Source organism: Dysgonomonas sp. 511, from assembly GCF_010501105.1.
Classification (GTDB): domain Bacteria; phylum Bacteroidota; class Bacteroidia; order Bacteroidales; family Dysgonomonadaceae; genus Dysgonomonas.
Map to the genome: position 1 here is coordinate 152,495 of NZ_QVMQ01000022.1, position 17,518 is coordinate 170,012.

Consider the following 17,518-nt stretch of genomic DNA (forward strand, 5'->3'; position numbering starts at 1 on the left):
ACTTTAGTATGCTCCCTTCTGTCTAAAAATGAGCGGCTTCGCATCTAATCACTTTTTGAACACTTCACTTCAGAAACACGAGAAAGGTGTCCTTACTTACTTTTGGGACACCTTCTTTCTCTTATCATAAACCAGCATTTACTTAGCAATTGCTTTCAGCTTGTCGTTCTCCTTATCTACCTCAAAGGTTATAGCACCACCGGGTTTGACTGCTCCCGATAATATCAGTTCAGCAATCTCATCCTCTACATAGTTTTGTATAGCACGTTTGAGCGGACGCGCTCCAAACTGTACATCATACCCTTTGTCGGCAAGGAAGTCTTTAGCTTCCTGAGCGAGTTCGATAGTATATCCCAGTTCTTCCATGCGCTTGTAGAAGCCTTTCAGTTCGATACCGATGATCTTCTCTATCGAAGCTTTATCCAATTGGTCGAATGTGATGATGTCATCTACACGGTTGAGGAACTCCGGCGAGAAAGTCTTATTCAAGGCCTTCTGAAGTACGCTTCTCGAATACTCCCTGTTTGCAGCCGACTCTCTTTTGAAGCCGACGCCTCCTCCGAAGTCTTTCAGCTGGCGGGTACCAACGTTCGATGTCATGATGAGGATAGTATTCTTGAAGTCTATCTTTCGTCCAAGGCTATCTGTAAGGTGGCCTTCGTCCATTACTTGCAATAGTATGTTGTAGACATCGGGATGGGCTTTCTCTATCTCGTCGAGCAAGACAACCGAATATGGTTTGCGGCGTACCTTTTCGCTAAGCAACCCACCTTCTTCGTATCCTACATATCCAGGAGGTGCTCCGACCAGGCGCGATACGTTGAATTTCTCCATATATTCGCTCATATCGATACGGATAAGGGCATCTGCCGAGTCGAACAATTGTTCGGCAATCATCTTGGCGAGGTGAGTTTTACCGACTCCTGTAGGCCCAAGGAACATGAATGTGCCTATCGGACGATTCGGGTCTTTCAATCCGATACGGTTGCGTTGTATGGCTTTAACAATCTTATTCACTGCTTCGTCTTGTCCTACCACAGCTTCTTTCAGGTTGTCTTTCATGCCTACAAGCTTAACGCCTTCCGATTCGCCGATACGCTGAACAGGAACTCCCGACATCATGGAAACCACTTCTGCTACCATTTCGGCATCTACTGTTTCGGGTTTCTCTTTCAACGATGCTTTCCAGTCGGCTTCGGCTTTATCCAATTTGGCCATTAGCTGACGCTGTGTATCGCGGAAGCTTGCTGCCAATTCGTATTTCTGAGCTTTTACAGCTTCTCCTTTTTGCTCTATAATGTTATTCAGTTCTTTTTCGATATCTTCTATCTCTTTCGGAACCCGAATGTTGGCGATATGCATACGCGATCCGGCTTCGTCGAGGGCATCAATAGCCTTATCGGGAAAGTTGCGGTCGGTAATATACCTGTCGGTAAGTTTAACACAAGCTTCCAGAGCATCTTCGGTATATTTTACATTGTGATGTTCCTCGTAGCGTTCTTTGATATTATGCAATATCTGCAAAGTTTCCTCGGCTGTAGTAGGTTCTACCATCACCTTTTGGAAACGACGTTCCAATGCTCCGTCTTTTTCTATGTTCTTGCGATATTCATCCAGGGTAGTAGCACCAATACATTGTATTTCGCCGCGTGCCAATGCCGGTTTCAGCATATTGGCAGCATCGAGCGAACCTGTTGCGCCTCCTGCTCCTACTATTGTATGTATCTCGTCGATGAACAGGATTATGTTCGGATTTTTAGACAACTCGTTCAATATCGCTTTTATACGTTCTTCAAATTGCCCGCGATATTTTGTACCTGCCACTACCGAAGCCATATCCAATGCTATCACACGTTTGTCGAACAATACGCGCGAAACCTTCTTCTGGGTAATGCGTAATGCCAGGCCTTCTACTATTGCCGACTTACCTACTCCGGGCTCGCCGATAAGTATAGGGTTATTCTTCTTGCGTCGGCTCAGGATTTGTGCCAGCCGTTCTATTTCTTTTTCGCGGCCTACTATCGGATCCAGTTTGTTTTCGAGAGCCGCTTTGGTCATGTCTATACCAAAATTGTCGAGTACCGGCGTATCTGTAGCCTGACGCGGTTGTTGAGTACCAACATTTGAGGCTCCTCCCGACAAATCGTCATCTTCGTCTTCGTCGTCATCAGTAAAGTCTGCCCCCATACGTGGCAACTCGTCTTTCTTATGCATTAAGTTTCCCATACTTTTTATATAGGTAAATGTTCCGTTGTAGTCCATATGATATTCTCCCAACAGTGTCGCAGCCATATTATTATGTTCTTTCAAAATAGCGAGAAGCAAGTGTTCGGAATCCGTTTCGGCACTTTTTGTTAAACGGGCTTCGAGAATACTCATCTTCAGCACTTTTTCGGCACTTTTTGTCATCACTACTTCACTATTTGGGTATGCATCCTCCTGCTGCTTTAATATGTTATTATCAATGTTTTCTTTTAACTCTACCAAATCTATTCCAAAATCTTTTAATGCCTGTACGGCCAATCCGTCTCCATTGCGAAGAATTCCAAGCATCAAATGTTCCGGCGCTAAATAGTTGGTTTGTAGTCGTCCGGCTTCTTCACGACTGTATGCCATGATTCTACGAACTCTTTGTGAAAAATTATTTTCCATAACCGTCAATTTGATGTTTATGCGTGTAATACAAATATAAGATTTATTTCTAAAATCTTTTTAGGGATAATCTTTATTAACTCTCTGATAGTTTAACAAAAATGATGCCATAAAGTTTTTCCTGCAAATACCGGCTTGTTTTACAAAATCATTTTCGAAAAGATAATAGCTAAAAGCATAACATAATGCAGCTTTGCGCTGGCAAATAAAACGAAATTATATCAATGAATATAATTTGCAGCATTTTGATTAAAAATTACACTGGATATAAAGATATTGTCTTTACTTGATAAAGGGAATTATATCGAAGCGTTTTGTAAATGAAACTTTAACAGTTCCCGAATGTATGCCGATGCTAGAGTTATCGTTCATAGAAGAGAAGATGAGATTTCCCACATACGACAATCCGAGCGACCACGACTTGCGGTTATATCCGGCTGAGATACGAGGGAATACAGTAGGGTAGACCTTAAGCTTTTTGCCTATAGTACTGAACTTTTCGCTACCGAAGTTGATGCCTGCTGTAGCCGATGCACTTATATCCCAATAACGACCCAGCACCCATGTGTAGGCATAGCCGGCGCTAACTCCGAACTGAAAATTGTCTATCCTGTTTTTGTCCTCATACACGAACGAACTGTCGGAACGTATCCTTGTTTTATAAACACCACCTCCGAGCAGGAAACTACCTGCCGACTTTATCTGCTTTTCGTTCTGATTGAAAGCTGCCTGATAAGAAAATCGCTTGTTGTTGAACACATACTGCCCGTATATGCCATATTTGCGCACTTCCAGGTCGGGGTAAAGTTCCGGGGTGTCTTTATCTTCTTCATCGTAGAACCCCTTATATCTCTGGATAAAGATATCAAACACTATTTTTCGTCCATAATTATGTATCTGAAGATCAAAAGCTTTTGTTTTACCCAGGTCTTTGTCTCTCATGAAATCGAAACCGTAGCCGTAGCCAAAACTGATAATCGTATTGTTTATAGAAGCACCAATACCTATATTGGGCGGGGTATTGGGTATGAAGGTCTTACTGGCTCCTTCGTCTTGCTCCACACTTACAAACAACATATCTTTGGATATATAGGGGGCGATAGCAAGCCGATATTCGAACGGTTTGATATATGTGCTATCAATTTGTGCAATACAAAAATTCGATACAAGAGATAATAGAAAACAAGTTATTGTAATTCTCATACTTTGTAAACCTGAAATAACTTTATTTATTTTATGCAAACCCTTTTTTTAATAACTGATTGTCCCCTTCCTTTATTCCGGCATTTGTCTATAATGGGCTATGGCGATCATCCGGAATGACACAAAAATATACTTTCTCTTTCCGATATACAAAAATACAAGAAGTAACCAAGTCTTAATAAGTGTAAAGCACACTTTCTTTAGAAAAGTTTTATCTTTGAACAACATATTAAAACAAAAGAATGTTATTTATACAAATATAAAATGAATTTGACTTTATGAGAAAAAGACTGACTATCGCACTTGTGGCTCACGACCATCGCAAAGCAGATATGGTGGAATGGTGTTATTACAACTCTGATTTCCTGGCAAACCACCATCTGGTATGTACAGGTACCACCGGAGCATTGATAAAAGAAGCATTTGAGAAAAAGGGCATAGAAGCTGAAATCACACGTATGAACTCGGGGCCGCTGGGGGGCGATGCCGAAATAGCAGCAATGGTAGTACGCAACGAAGTAGACATGGCCGTTTTTCTTATAGACGACCTGAATCCTCAGCCACATGAGGCAGACATAATGATGTTGTTGCGCCAGTGCCGCGTACACAATGTGCCTATTGCCTGCAACCGCTATAGTGCCGACCTGATGATAACCAGTACGCTTTGGGATCAGGAGGGTTATGTGCCTAAACAACCTCGCTATCAGGCTTTCGACAGGAAGGCTTTCGACGAAATGTATGGAAAAATGAAATAAGCAAGCATCTATGGGTATAACAGTGAAAGAACAATACTGGAAATATTCCCTTATAGTACTCATCCTTTTTATGGGGATCGTGATGGTGCGCGAAATGGCTCCTTTCCTCGGAGGGATATTGGGTGCTTCCACCATATATGTATTGCTGAGGAGGCAAATGTTTTGCCTGGTGGAAAAGAAGAAATTCAGAAAGAGCCTGGCTGCTTCCCTAATATTGATAGAGGCCGTAATGTTCTTTCTTATACCGATATCTGCTGCTGTATGGCTGCTGATAGAAGAGTTGCATGGTATTAATCTTAATCTGGCTGCAACAGTAGATACCATACAGCAATTTGCATCGCGCCTGCACGAAAAGATAGGTTATAATATATTCAGCACCGACAATATAGTAAGTGCAGTAGGATACCTGCCGAAGATAGGGCAAATGCTGGTCAATAGTGTTGCCAGCTTTGTTATCAACGCTTTGGTTATGATATTTGTCCTTTACTTTATGCTGATTGGCGGGCGGAAAATGGAGAATTATTTTTACAGCCTACTGCCTTTCAGTACAAAAAACAAAAGGAATGTAATGCACGAAATAAATATGATGGTGAAATCGAATGCTATTGGCATCCCTCTGTTAGCTATCATACAGGGAGGGGTTGCTCTTATAGGCTATTTGATATTCGACGTGCCCAACCCCATCCTTTTTGCGTTCTTTACTTGCTTTGCTACCATCATACCATTGGTGGGAACCGGGCTAGTATGGCTTCCCTTATCGGTATATCTGGTAATATCTGGCGATTGGTTCAACGGCATTGCTCTGACGGTATTCGGATTGATAGTAATATCAAACTCAGATAACCTTATCCGTTTTATACTCCAGAAAAAAATGGCCGACACACATCCTCTGATTACTGTATTTGGTGTAGTTATAGGCTTGACTTTATTTGGTTTTTGGGGTGTTATATTCGGCCCATTACTTATGTCTATGTTTGTGATTTGCCTGAATATATTTAAGAGGGAATATCTGGATGCAGAATAAAGCAAAAAAGAAGGTGCCCTTTATTACTTTTAGGACACCTTCTTTGTGTTTTCCTATCCTCTCAAAATCAGTAAAGGCATATCGGTGCGCAAATGCAAGACTTTACGCGAAACACTTGGCAAGAAAATACGTCCCAGCAGGTTGCGGCGCTTTGTAGTCAATGCTATAATGTTAACCCCTTCTTCGTCTATAAAATAATCGACAGCTTCTATCATATCAGGGCTATCGAGTAGTTCGTACCCCACATTCAGTTCGGGATATTTCTTTTGGAAATACTCTTTCATACCCAATAGTTCTGTTTCCGTCCAGCGGTCGCCTTTGCGGTTTACGGCATTTACATGTATCAAGGTAATCCTTACCGACTGATATGGCCTCAATATATTGACCAGCATATCGAAGGAATCGAGGTCGCCTTTCTGAAAGTTGGTAAGGAAAGCTATATGCCTGACGTCGTCCATTTTCTTTATCGGAGAATTTTCGGGAATGGCAATCACCGGAATATTTGTCATCTCAATAATATCTGCCGTGACATTACCCACAATATCATTCACATTATTGCTCTTCCCCTTGGTTCCCAATACAAGAAGGAATGGCTTGTATTCGTGTGTAAAGTTTTCGATCTCTTCGCTTTCTATCCCTTCTCTCAGCGAATAGGAATAGTTTACTGATGGAAATTCCTTTTCGGAAATCTTTTTGTCTATCTCGTAACAGAAATCGAGCATCAATCTTCGGGCTTTATCCAAAGGGCTTTCCTTTTCATTATCCAGATTGACAGAATCGGCAAAAGGGAAGGTTATAGGAAAACGCATTTTATACACATGGAGTATCTTCACCTTCGCATTTACCTTGCTGGCTATAGCAAAAGCGGCGCGGCATACCTTGATGGAATAACCGGAAAAGTCGACAGCTACCAGTATCCGTTTACGGCCGTCGTCTATCTTATACGTCTGTTCGTTGTCGTACCTGAACAGTTGTACGCTCTCTATGATGCCAACGGCTTTTATTATATCATATTCGTTGATGCGAACAGCGATACTATTAGAAACACCTTCGCCTTCGTCTTCTACATTTTCGAGAAAGGTTTCTATACCCCTTTCTTCCAATGTCTGTTGCAAGACGCGCGCTTTGGCAGGAGTGTGAATGGCAAGAGTAATTAATTTTTTATCCATAGCTTTATTTTTTAGAGAGACAGATTATAATATAAATACCGAACAAGAGATGCCTGATTGATTAAGGTTATTGCTACATGTTCGGGGTTCTAACAAATTTACTAAAATAACTTCGGTATAAATACGAGTACTTGTCTCTTTTTTAACATAAAGAAAGATGCTTTTGTTTTCTTTACCAAGAAATTCTTCCAAACAAAAAACGAGGACGACCATAAGGCCGCCCCCGTTCGGTTTCCATGTTTCAATATTTAGATAGCTCCGTTTTCTTTCAACACTGCATTTGTCTTGCGGACAGCGGCAGCCGAAGCTTCAAATTTCTCTTTTTCTTCCGGAGTAAGTTTTATGTCTATGATTTTCTCCCACCCGTTTTTGCCTAAAACAACAGGTACTCCGATACAGATGTCTTCTTGCCCGTATTCTCCTTCTAAAGCGACACAGCAAGGAACTACTTTTTTCTGGTCGTGAAGGATAGACTCTACAACATAAGCACCTGCTGCTCCCGGAGCATACCAAGCCGATGTGCCTAGCAAGCCGGTTAGTGTAGCTCCGCCTACCATAGTGTCGGCAACTACTTTGTCAAGAGCTTCTTTTGTCAAAAGGTCGGCAACAGGGATGCCCTTGTATGTCGCCAAACGCACAACAGGTATCATTGTAGTATCGCCGTGCCCGCCAATCACCATGCCTTCTACTTCGTTAGGGTTGCAGCCCAAAGCTTCGCTCAGGTAATATTTGAATCGGGAACTATCCAACGCTCCTCCCATACCAACGATACGGTGCTTAGGCAAGCCAGTAACTTTAGAGGCAAGGTAAGTCATTGTATCCATAGGGTTGGATATTATTACAAGGATGGCATTCGGCGAATATTTAAGGATGTTTTCTGCCACGCTTTTCACAATGCCCGCATTTACCCCGATCAGTTCTTCCCTTGTCATACCCGGTTTGCGCGGAATGCCTGAAGTGATAACAACTACATCCGAATTGACGGTAGCTGCATAATCATTGGTTACACCCTTGATGCGTGTGTCGAAACCTAAAAGCTGGGCTGTTTGGTTCATATCTATGGCCTTTCCTTCCGAAACACCTTCTTTGACATCGAGCATTACAACCTCGTCTGCTACCTCATTAAATGCAAGCACATTTGCACATGTTGCGCCTACATTGCCAGCGCCTACAACTGTTACTTTTGACATAATTTTTTTCCGTTTTTAATATATATGGTATTATAAAAATTCCCTTTGATTGCAAATTGTAAACTATCTGGCATCGCCACCCCATACAGGAGGCTTAAAGCCTGACAAATGTACGTGCTTATTCTGAAAAAAAGAAGATTTTAACAAGTAAAAAAAGAATGATTTATTAAAAAAAGCGAAAGGTTATTATCCTTTTGTACAATATTTTTAAAAGGTTTATATTTGTAGTCGCTTTGTTAAATTTTAAACACACTTATGAGCACCGAAACAAGAAACAACTCGAAAATTCTGATCGCAATAATTATTATATTGATAGCAGGTATAGGAATAGCTGCTTATTTTATATTTAACCAACGGACACAGATAGAAGAACTACAGGAAGTAAGTAGCCTGAACAAGCAACAGCTGGAAGATGAATACGAAAATATCTCCATGCAATACGAAGGTTTTAAAATGAATATAAAAAACGATTCGTTGCTACTCAAACTTACAAACGAACAGGCTAAAGTGCAACGCCTCCTCGACGAACTGCGTACCGTAAAAGCAGAAAACAAAGCCGAAATAAACCGATTGAATCAAGAATTGGGAACGTTGCGCAAAATCCTGAAATCATATATTACTCAAATAGATTCGCTAAACAAAGCCAACGAGCAATTGAGAAAAGCCAACCAGGAGATAACCAATAAATATCAGGAGACATCGCGCACCCTCAACGAAGTTACCCAGGAAAAAGCAAACCTTACGGAAAAGGTAACTCGTGCTGCCAAGCTGGATGCTACAGGAATAAGCATACAAGCGACCAACAAGAAGGGAAAAGTGCAGAAAAAAATAAATAAGGTAGAACAACTGGTCTTAAACTTCCTGATAACAAAAAATATAACTGCCGAACCCGGCGAACGTACGATATATGTGCGCATAATGAAGCCCGACAACGATGTGCTGACCAAAAACCAGGCAAATGTCTTCCCTTTCGAGAATAAAGAAATAAATTATTCGATGAAAAAAGTGATAGAATACGGCGGCGAAGAAACACCTGTAACCATGTACTGGATTGTAGAAGAATTTCTTATGCCGGGAACATATCGCGCCGATATATTTGCCGACGGCAACCGTATAGGATCAAGATCGTTTACACTGCAAAACTGATGGAAATAATAAAAGCTGAGAAAGCACATATACAAACCATACGCACTCTGGCAGATGAAGTGTGGCCCGAAACATTTAAGGAACTGCTTAGCCCCGAGCAAATTGCGTATATGATAGAGATGATGTATAGCGAGTTGTCGCTCGAAAAACAGATGGCAGAAGGACACCAATACCTGTTGGCAAAAAAAGACGGCGAATATCTGGGATATGTATCATACGAATTAAACTATAAAGGAACAGGATATACAAAGATCCACAAAATATATGTGCTTCCTGCTGGACAAGGGACAGGCGTAGGCCGCTTATTTATCGAAACGGTAAGTGGTATAGCTAAGGAGAATAACAACACGGGAGTCTCTCTTAATGTAAACCGCTATAATAAGGCTATCAACTTTTACAGGCGAATGGGATTTGAAATTGCCGGAAGTGAGGACATTGATATCGGCAACAATTTTTTGATGGAAGATTATATAATGAATAAAGAGTTCTGAAAACCGGAACCCTCCGTTTGTATTTTTCGTCTTACCTATTCCGAAGTGTATCTATCAGCAATTGCATTGCTTCTATTGTTTGATCTTTGGAGGCAATGGTTTGCTCCAAATCTTTAATGCGAGCCTCTAAAAATTCCACTTTTTTATCTACATCAACTTCATTTTCGGAGAGAATATCTTTCTCCTCATCTTTGTTCATACTTCCGACACCAGCAATAAGCCAATCCATTGAATAATGGGGGAAAGCTATGGCAATAGAATGCAATATATCATAATTGGGAGCTACTCCCCTCGATATCACGTTTTTGAGTGTATCGGAGGAAATGCCCAGCACCTTTGCAAATTTAGGTATGCTCCCGCATTCCTTCTTGTAAAGGGTTCTTATCCTGTCAATTATGGTATCACTCATATTTGCTTTTAATTTACAAAGAGCAAAAAAATGTTCATTTAAACACATTTTTAGTTAAAATTACTTGCAAGGTGTTTATTTAAACACTATTTTTGCATTTAAATAGTCGTCCTACTTAAGTTACGACTGTGCTTTTTTGTACAATTGAGCTAAATTAGTAAAAATATGAATATCAATAACAAAAGAGTAACGTTAAAAAAAACTATTGATGTTCGCAATACACTCTTAGCTATACAAACGAGTTGCTCTGCTGTAATAAAAACCAAAGATATCAGCGCCAACAGAATACGCGCTATGGTATCGCGGCTGAACAAGGAAGGGTATGAATACCAAACTTCTGAAAAAGGATTTGTAGATGAAATAAAGGTATCCCGATACAAATAGAATAGATATGGCTACACCGCGCAAACGAACTTATAGTAATCCTGAAAACTTCGATCAAGAGTATATCTCACAAGCAGAATGCTATCGTAAAGTCAAGGTGTATTCTCTAATCGTCGGGTTATCTTTTTTCGGGCTTGTAGGCTTTTTCTTTTTCATGAACTATTACGCTTCCGGGTTTACAGAAGGGCATTGCCTTACTCAACCTATACTATCAGCAATATATTCTTCCCGGCCTTAAATAAACACAAAGAAGATGTCCTTTATTACTTTGGGGGACACCTTCTTTGATATATCTACTTATTAATTTCTGAGATGAACTAATCCCATAGATTCTTACTGCTCAGTGCATATTTGCCACTTCCTATAAACACAAGTGCTAATGCACCGAAAAAATATAAAGCCGGCAATTCTATAGCCCAGCCTCCCGACGGACTAAGTGTGAATATATCAGTAGCGTGAGCCATACCTACAGCTACTATCATATTAAAGGCAAATACTGCAGCAGCTAGGCGCGTACCATATCCTGCGATTATAAACAAAGGTGCGACAACCTCGCCTATATAAACCCCGTATGTTATAAACGATGGCAGACCCGAAGCCGCAACCATCTGTTCTATACCATCAGCTCCGTTTACCAATTTTGAAACTCCATGTAAGAGCATCAATACTCCGATACTCAGCCGCAATATAAGCAGTCCTAAATCGATATTTCTATCAAGTACTTTCATTGTGTTGTTTTTTATTATATCGTTTAACTTAATGTTTGTTGCCTATTAAACAAAGAGCTGTTAAAAAGGTTCATCCAAACATAGATTCAATCTATAAAAAACACAACAATATAGAAAATCATAAACAACGGTAGCAACTATCCTCTAAACAACTAAAAAACAAAAAAGGTGTCCTTCACTACTTTTGGGACACCTTTATCACTTTTATTTTTTTTTGCAATCCTTCGCTTTATCTCCCTCCTTTACGCCATGCTTTGCTGTAATATCCTTCGGCTAGAGTACTTACTATTACTCCTTTTTTGATAGAAGCGTGGACAAACTTTCCTTCTCCGATATATACACCTACGTGGTTGATATATTTCTTATTAAAAGTAGAAAAGAATACCATATCTCCGGGTTCTAAATCCTCTTTGGTCACCGGATGTTTGATATTCTTTGCTATTACTGTACTAACCCTGTCGAGTTGTATGTCGTAAACATTCTTATATATAAGATTGGTAAATCCCGAACAATCTACTGCTTTGCGGCTCATCCCCCCCCTGCGGTAACGTGTTCCGAGCCAATCGGTAACTTCGCGGTAAAGAGGCAGTAGCGCGGCATCCGTAATAGTTATGCCCAAACGTCCGGATAGTTCTTCCATTTCTTTTTTCTCTATCAGACGTTCATGGAGCGACGCCAGCGAATTAGACAGGTCTGCATCTGCATAAAGGTCACGCACCGGCGACAATTCTCCTCTTTGCTCTACCAATGTTTTTTTCACCTTTGGCAATGCAACCGCATCTCCGTTTGCTGTTGTGACTTGTATATTGTGCGACGTTTGCTCTATTTTTACCTTTTTAGGTGCTATAGGGTTAGACGGGGTTTTATCTTTGTCTGTAGGGGGCGGGTATGCTGCCAGCGATAAGTAGCTTGCTGAAAATAATATAAGAAATGAAGAAATTTTCAATAGTTTCTTGTCAATAAACATAATTTGCTAGTTTTTTCGGGACTTAAAAGTATGTATTTTACAGCAAATTACAGACAAAACGGATACCGCATTGTTATTTTTTATAATATTTTAAGAAATACAATTTACCTTACACGGCCTGCTTTTCGCCATGCTTTTTTATAGTAATCCTGATCTAAATTGTCGACAACTACCCCTCGCGTAGTAGAAGCGTGGACAAACCGTCCGTTTTTAAGATATATACCTATATGGTTGATGTTGCTATGGCTCTTTGATGTAGCAAAGAAAATAAGGTCGCCTGCACGCAGGTTATTTTTCGAAATTTTCTGCATTTTCATACCCGACATCTGCGATGTTGTCCGTGGTAGGTTCATACCATATACATTTTGGTATATTTTTGTTACAAACCCTGAACAATCAACACATTTTTTAGTTGCTCCGCCAGTGCAATATTTTGTGCCAAGCCACAAAGAAACTTCTGCATAAAGAGGCATATTGCGGTCATCTTCTACATCTGTATTATTCAGAGAAATTCCCAGTTTATTAGACAACTGAGCCACTTCTACAGGATCGTAGAGGCGTTTACTCCATGTCGTTTTCGAAGACTGGCACGATGCCAGAAACAATAAAAGAATTACTAAAAAGAAACTGTTGCGAGAGGTTATATTCTTCATCCGAGTAAAGTTTATGCTATAAAGATAAAGAATAAATATAAAAGAAAGTGCCCAAAGAGGAATCATCTGCTTCATTGCTTCATTTATCAGCCATCGGCCACACTCTTTCTCATGCCCCCTTCTGTCTAAAAATGAGCGGCTTGGCGTCTAATCACTTTTTGAACACTTCGCTACATAAACACAAAAAAAGGTGTCCTTTATTACTTTTGGGGACACCTTCGTTCTATAATATCATTGTGTTCAAAAAAAATCTTTTTTCATCTGCTTATCTGATAAACAACAATTCGCGATATTTAGCCAACGGCCACATTTCATTGTCTACAATGAGCTCCAATTTATCCACATGATAACGGATTTCGTCGAGATAAGGGGCTACCGTATCGTGATAAGCCACTGCTTTTTCACGCTCATTTTCTATATTATTTGCCACCTTGCGCGCATCTATCATTTCATGCACTTTTGCGTTTATAGCATTCACATGAGTCGACACTTTTTCTATCAAACGCAGCTGCTCGGCACCCAATGTCCTGTAATCTTCAGAAATATCTTTCAATTTCGACACATTAGTCAGCAAAACAGACTGGTATGATATGGCAACAGGGATAATATGGTTCAGCGCAAGGTCGCTCAACACACGCGACTCTATCTGAATCTTCTTCGTATAAGTTTCCCATTTCACCTCGTTGCGGGCATGGAGCTCTACTTCCGAAAGAATATTGGAGAAAGTCTGGATGCTTTGCTTCGACGTGTAAGCATCGTAGATAACCGGAACGCTTGTTTCGCAATCGAGTCCGCGCTCTTTCGCCTCCGCCTTCCACTCATCGCTATAACCATTACCATTGAAACGTATATGGCGCGACTCTTTGATATATTTTTTCAATATTTCGTATAACGCTTCCTCTTTCGATTTGCCTTCCGAGATCAATGTTTCAACTTCTTTTTTGAATACAATCAACTGTTCGGCCACCGAAGCATTCAATGCCGTCATTGCAGAAGCACAGTTGGCAGAAGAGCCTACAGCACGGAACTCGAAGCGGTTGCCTGTAAAGGCAAAAGGCGATGTACGGTTGCGGTCGGTATTATCGAGCAATATCTCAGGAATTTGCCCTACACCGAGGCTTATTTGCTTCTTGCTATCGACTACAATCGCATCTTTTACCGAGCTTTTCTCAAATTTGTCGAGAATATCGCTTACCTGAGTACCAAGAAAGACAGATATAATAGCCGGAGGCGCTTCGTTGGCTCCCAGACGGTGGGCATTGGTTGCCGAAGAAATAGAAGCTTTCAGCAAAGCATTATTCTTGTGTACGGCTGCCAATACATTCACCACGAAGGTAACGAAACGCAGGTTTTCTACTTTATCTTTTCCCGGAGAAAACAGATTGATGCCCGTGTCGGTAATCAACGACCAGTTGTTATGTTTACCCGACCCGTTTATCCCTTTAAACGGCTTTTCGTGATACAGTACGCGAAACGAATGCTTGCGCGCTACCCTATCCATTATCGACATAACCAATAAGTTATGGTCTACAGCCAGATTACATTCTTCGTATATCGGAGCCAGTTCGAACTGGTTTGGTGCAACTTCGTTGTGACGGGTTTTTACCGGAATACCGAGGGCATAAGCCTCATATTCAAGCTCCTCCATAAACTTTTGCACACGCTCGGGTATCGCCCCGAAATAATGGTCTTCCAATTGTTGGTTTTTAGCACTTTCGTGGCTCATTAGGGTGCGCCCTGTAAGTGCAAGATCGGGACGCGCCATAAACAAATCTTCGTCTACCAAGAAATATTCCTGTTCCCAGCCCAGATTGGCTACAACCTTTTTTACATCTTCGTTGAAATATTTCACCACATCTGTAGCCGCTTTGTCTACAGCAGCTAAAGCCTTCAGCAGAGGAGTCTTATAGTCTAACGCCTCGCCGGTATATGATATAAAGATGGTAGGAATACACAGCGTATCGCCTACAATAAAAGCGGGAGAAGAAGGATCCCAGGCCGAATATCCACGAGCCTCGAATGTATTGCGAAGCCCTCCGGATGGAAAACTCGAAGCATCTGGCTCTTGCTGAGCCAGCAGTTTACCTTCAAATTCTTCTATCAACCCTCCCTGTCCGTCGTGTTCTACAAAAGCGTCATGTTTTTCGGCAGTACCATCGGTCAGCGGATGAAACCAGTGGGTATAATGAGTTACACCATTTTCCAATGCCCACATACGCATTCCCGCAGCTACATGTTCTGCCAGATTACGTTCCACAGGCTTACCTTTGTCTATAGCATAGGCCAGTGCTTTAAATGTTTCTTTAGAAAGGTACTTTGACATTGTTTTGCGATTGAAAACCTTCTCTCCGTAATATTCAGATGTCTTCCGTGTCGGTTTCACAACTTCCACAGGTTTTCTTTCCGAGGCCATAGCCACTGCTTTAAAACGTAACTTTGTCATACGAGTTGTTTTTATTTGATTCTATATTTTTATTTTTAAAGTGATATATCCTTCAAACGGCTTACAGCCTCTTTTGTATTATCAAGTGTTCCGAATCCTGTCAGACGTAAATAACCTTCGCCGCTCGGCCCGAATCCGACACCGGGAGTACCAACGATGTTTAATTCGTTCAGTAGATAGTCGAAGAATCCCCACGATGTCATACTTCCTGGTGTTTTCACCCAGATGTATGGGGAATTGATCCCTCCATAGACCTGCAAACCCAAGTCGGTCAGTCCTGTCCTTATTATGCCTGCATTATTCAGGTAATAATCGACCACCGCCTTCACTTGTTTCTTCCCTTGTGGCGAATAGCAAGCTTCGGCTGCACGCTGTATAATGTAAGGCACTCCATTGAACTTGGTAGTGTGGCGTCTGTTCCATAGCCTGTTTAAGGAAACGGCATCGCCAGATTTTGTATATCCCATCAACGCTTTCGGTACAACTGTGTATGCACAGCGTGTACCTGTAAATCCTGCTGTTTTGGAGAAGCTGCGGAATTCAATAGCAACTTCTTTTGCACCTTCTATTTCGTATATACTATGGGGAACATCGCCTTCTGTAATAAAAGCCTCGTATGCCCCATCGAATAATATAAGTGACTTATTCCGGCGGGCATAGTCTACCCACACTTGCAACTGGTCTTTAGTCAGTGTAGTACCTGTCGGATTATTCGGGTAGCACAGATAAATTATATCAACCTTTTGCTTGGGAAGCTCCGGCACAAAATCATTTTCGGCAGTACACGGGATATAAACCAATCTGTCCCACTTTCCGTCAACAAGATTGCCTGCCCTACCCGCCATCACATTTGTATCTATATATACAGGATAAACGGGATCGGTAATGGCTACAATGTTATCTAAGCCGAGTATATCGCCAATATTTCCCGTATCGCTTTTCGATCCGTCGCTGACAAATATTTCATCAGCTTCTATATCCAATCCACGAACCTTATAATCATTCTCGACGATAGTATTTACCAAGAAATCATAACCCTGTTCCGGGCCATACCCCCTGAAAGCAGAAGCATCGCCCATTTCGTCAACAGCATCATGTAAGGCTTCTATTACTGCCGGAGCCAAAGGCTTGGTTACATCTCCTATACCAAGGCGTATTATATTGGCAGCGGGATGTGCAGCCTTAAATTCGTTTACTTTTCTGGCTATATCCGAAAACAAATAGCTTCCGGGAAGCTTAGTATAATTTTCGTTTATCAATATCATTTTGAGGTTCTTCTCTTTCGGATTTATTTACGACTTCTTTTAAATTAATACCCCTTCGAAAACCGTTACAGCTTCTCCGGTCATATATACATGGTTATTCTCCTCTCTCCATTCTATTTCCAAATCACCGCCAAGCAAATGAACTACTATTTTCCGGTCGCAACAACCATTAAGTACAGCAGCTACAGCAGCAGCGCAAGCACCTGTACCACAAGCCAGGGTTTCGCCGGCACCACGCTCCCACACACGCATATTCATCGTACTGCGATCCACTACTTCGATAAACTCCGTATTTGTCTTTCGTGGAAATATAGGATTAGTTTCGAATTTAGGCCCCAAAACAGGCAAATCCAGTTCTTTTATACCCTTCATAAAAACTACTGCATGCGGATTTCCCATCGACACACACGATATTTCCCATATTTTACCGTCTATTTCCAGCGGATAATTCAATACGGGGGCTTTATCGGCTTTTACCGGAATCAGATCGGGTGCAAGAATCGGCTCGCCCATATCTACTGCCACTTTACGGGCTTTGGCATCGCCATCCAAGAGGCTTATATATTTAATTCCGGCTAAAGTTTCCAGTGTAATTTCCTTTTTTGTAGTCAGCCCATTATCATATACAAATTTGCCGACACAACGTGAGGCATTGCCACACATTTCAGCTTCCGACCCGTCGGAATTGAACATCTGCATCCTGAAATCACAGGTTTCAGACGGCAAAATAAGCACCAACCCGTCGGAACCGACACCAAAATGACGATTGCTTAAACGTATAGCCAACTCTGAAGGATTTTCTATCTTCTGGTCAATGGCATTCATATATATATAATCGTTACCGGCGCCTTGCATTTTGGCAAATTCCAACCCTTCCATTTATCTTTTCCCTCTATATTTTGGCTCTAATTGTTCATATTTATTTTTCTAAGTGCAAATTTCATACAAATTATTCAATCTAGCAAGGATTTTATAACATTTTTTCAATCATAATTAAAGATAAAAATCTTTTTGACTTAAAGAAGCAAATAAAAATCAA

The 17,518-nt window shown here is 41.1% G+C and carries 16 protein-coding genes; 5 read left to right on the top strand and 11 right to left on the bottom strand.

All coding sequences use genetic code 11. The features are described 5' to 3' along the window. Positions 1-138: 138 nt before the first annotated feature. Together D0T57_RS11085 and D0T57_RS11090 are read right to left on the bottom strand one after the other, a co-directional pair. Positions 139-2,652: an ATP-dependent Clp protease ATP-binding subunit gene (locus tag D0T57_RS11085; protein WP_163273556.1), complete on the bottom strand. Its 2,514-nt coding sequence runs from the start codon at positions 2,650-2,652 to the stop codon at positions 139-141. Positions 2,653-2,934: 282 nt separating this feature from the next. Continuing rightward, entirely contained in the window at positions 2,935-3,855 is a 921-nt protein-coding gene (locus D0T57_RS11090; protein ID WP_163273557.1) for a DUF4421 family protein, read from the bottom strand. 278 nt (positions 3,856-4,133) lie between these two features. Between D0T57_RS11090 and D0T57_RS11095 the strand changes: the two genes are divergently transcribed. Both D0T57_RS11095 and D0T57_RS11100 read left to right on the top strand, forming a co-directional pair. Further along, positions 4,134-4,610 (top strand): methylglyoxal synthase, encoded by a 477-nt coding sequence (locus D0T57_RS11095; protein ID WP_163273558.1) that lies wholly within the window; start codon positions 4,134-4,136, stop codon positions 4,608-4,610. A gap of 16 nt (positions 4,611-4,626) precedes the next feature. Then, positions 4,627-5,634 carry an AI-2E family transporter gene (locus D0T57_RS11100; protein ID WP_368666922.1) on the top strand — a complete coding sequence of 336 codons (1,008 nt, stop codon included), beginning with the start codon at positions 4,627-4,629 and terminating at the stop codon, positions 5,632-5,634. A 53-nt stretch (positions 5,635-5,687) separates the two neighbouring features. Here the strand turns inward: D0T57_RS11100 and D0T57_RS11105 are convergent, their stop codons facing one another. After that, positions 5,688-6,803, bottom strand: coding sequence for a universal stress protein (locus D0T57_RS11105; RefSeq protein WP_163273560.1), 1,116 nt, complete (start codon positions 6,801-6,803; stop codon positions 5,688-5,690). Between the two features lie 248 nt (positions 6,804-7,051). Further along, a complete protein-coding gene (gene mdh, locus D0T57_RS11110) occupies positions 7,052-7,993 on the bottom strand; it encodes a malate dehydrogenase (RefSeq protein WP_163273561.1) in 942 nt (313 codons plus the stop codon). A 255-nt stretch (positions 7,994-8,248) separates the two neighbouring features. Between mdh and D0T57_RS11115 the strand changes: the two genes are divergently transcribed. Both D0T57_RS11115 and D0T57_RS11120 read left to right on the top strand, forming a co-directional pair. Next, positions 8,249-9,139, top strand: coding sequence for a hypothetical protein (locus D0T57_RS11115; RefSeq protein WP_163273562.1), 891 nt, complete (start codon positions 8,249-8,251; stop codon positions 9,137-9,139). Beyond that, complete coding sequence (locus tag D0T57_RS11120) at positions 9,139-9,630, top strand: GNAT family N-acetyltransferase (protein WP_163273563.1); 492 nt, start codon at positions 9,139-9,141, stop codon at positions 9,628-9,630. Before D0T57_RS11115 ends, D0T57_RS11120 begins: the two co-directional genes overlap by 1 nt. Before the next feature lie 31 nt (positions 9,631-9,661). On the opposite strand, the gene D0T57_RS11125 is transcribed toward D0T57_RS11120, so the two are convergent. Continuing rightward, a complete protein-coding gene (locus D0T57_RS11125; RefSeq protein ID WP_163273564.1) occupies positions 9,662-10,039 on the bottom strand; it encodes a hypothetical protein in 378 nt (125 codons plus the stop codon). Positions 10,040-10,204: 165 nt separating this feature from the next. Here D0T57_RS11125 and D0T57_RS11130 point away from each other — a divergent pair, with 165 nt between their 5' ends. Next, complete coding sequence (locus D0T57_RS11130) at positions 10,205-10,423, top strand: hypothetical protein (RefSeq protein WP_163273565.1); 219 nt, start codon at positions 10,205-10,207, stop codon at positions 10,421-10,423. A gap of 317 nt (positions 10,424-10,740) precedes the next feature. On the opposite strand, the gene D0T57_RS11135 is transcribed toward D0T57_RS11130, so the two are convergent. The 6 genes from D0T57_RS11135 to dapF all read right to left on the bottom strand — a co-directional run bounded on the left by D0T57_RS11135 (position 10,741) and on the right by dapF (position 17,358). Then, positions 10,741-11,151, bottom strand: a complete 411-nt coding sequence (locus D0T57_RS11135) for a DoxX family protein (protein ID WP_163273566.1) — start codon at positions 11,149-11,151, stop codon at positions 10,741-10,743. Between the two features lie 229 nt (positions 11,152-11,380). Next, complete coding sequence (locus D0T57_RS11140) at positions 11,381-12,118, bottom strand: C40 family peptidase (protein WP_163273567.1); 738 nt, start codon at positions 12,116-12,118, stop codon at positions 11,381-11,383. Between the two features lie 104 nt (positions 12,119-12,222). Then, a complete protein-coding gene (locus D0T57_RS11145) occupies positions 12,223-12,771 on the bottom strand; it encodes a C40 family peptidase (RefSeq protein ID WP_163273568.1) in 549 nt (182 codons plus the stop codon). Positions 12,772-13,036: 265 nt separating this feature from the next. Further along, positions 13,037-15,214 carry a glutamine synthetase III gene (locus D0T57_RS11150; protein WP_163273569.1) on the bottom strand — a complete coding sequence of 726 codons (2,178 nt, stop codon included), beginning with the start codon at positions 15,212-15,214 and terminating at the stop codon, positions 13,037-13,039. 35 nt (positions 15,215-15,249) lie between these two features. Beyond that, positions 15,250-16,479 carry an LL-diaminopimelate aminotransferase gene (locus D0T57_RS11155; protein WP_163273570.1) on the bottom strand — a complete coding sequence of 410 codons (1,230 nt, stop codon included), beginning with the start codon at positions 16,477-16,479 and terminating at the stop codon, positions 15,250-15,252. Positions 16,480-16,518: 39 nt separating this feature from the next. Beyond that, positions 16,519-17,358, bottom strand: coding sequence for a diaminopimelate epimerase (gene dapF, locus D0T57_RS11160; protein WP_163273571.1), 840 nt, complete (start codon positions 17,356-17,358; stop codon positions 16,519-16,521). Positions 17,359-17,518 lie beyond the last annotated feature (160 nt).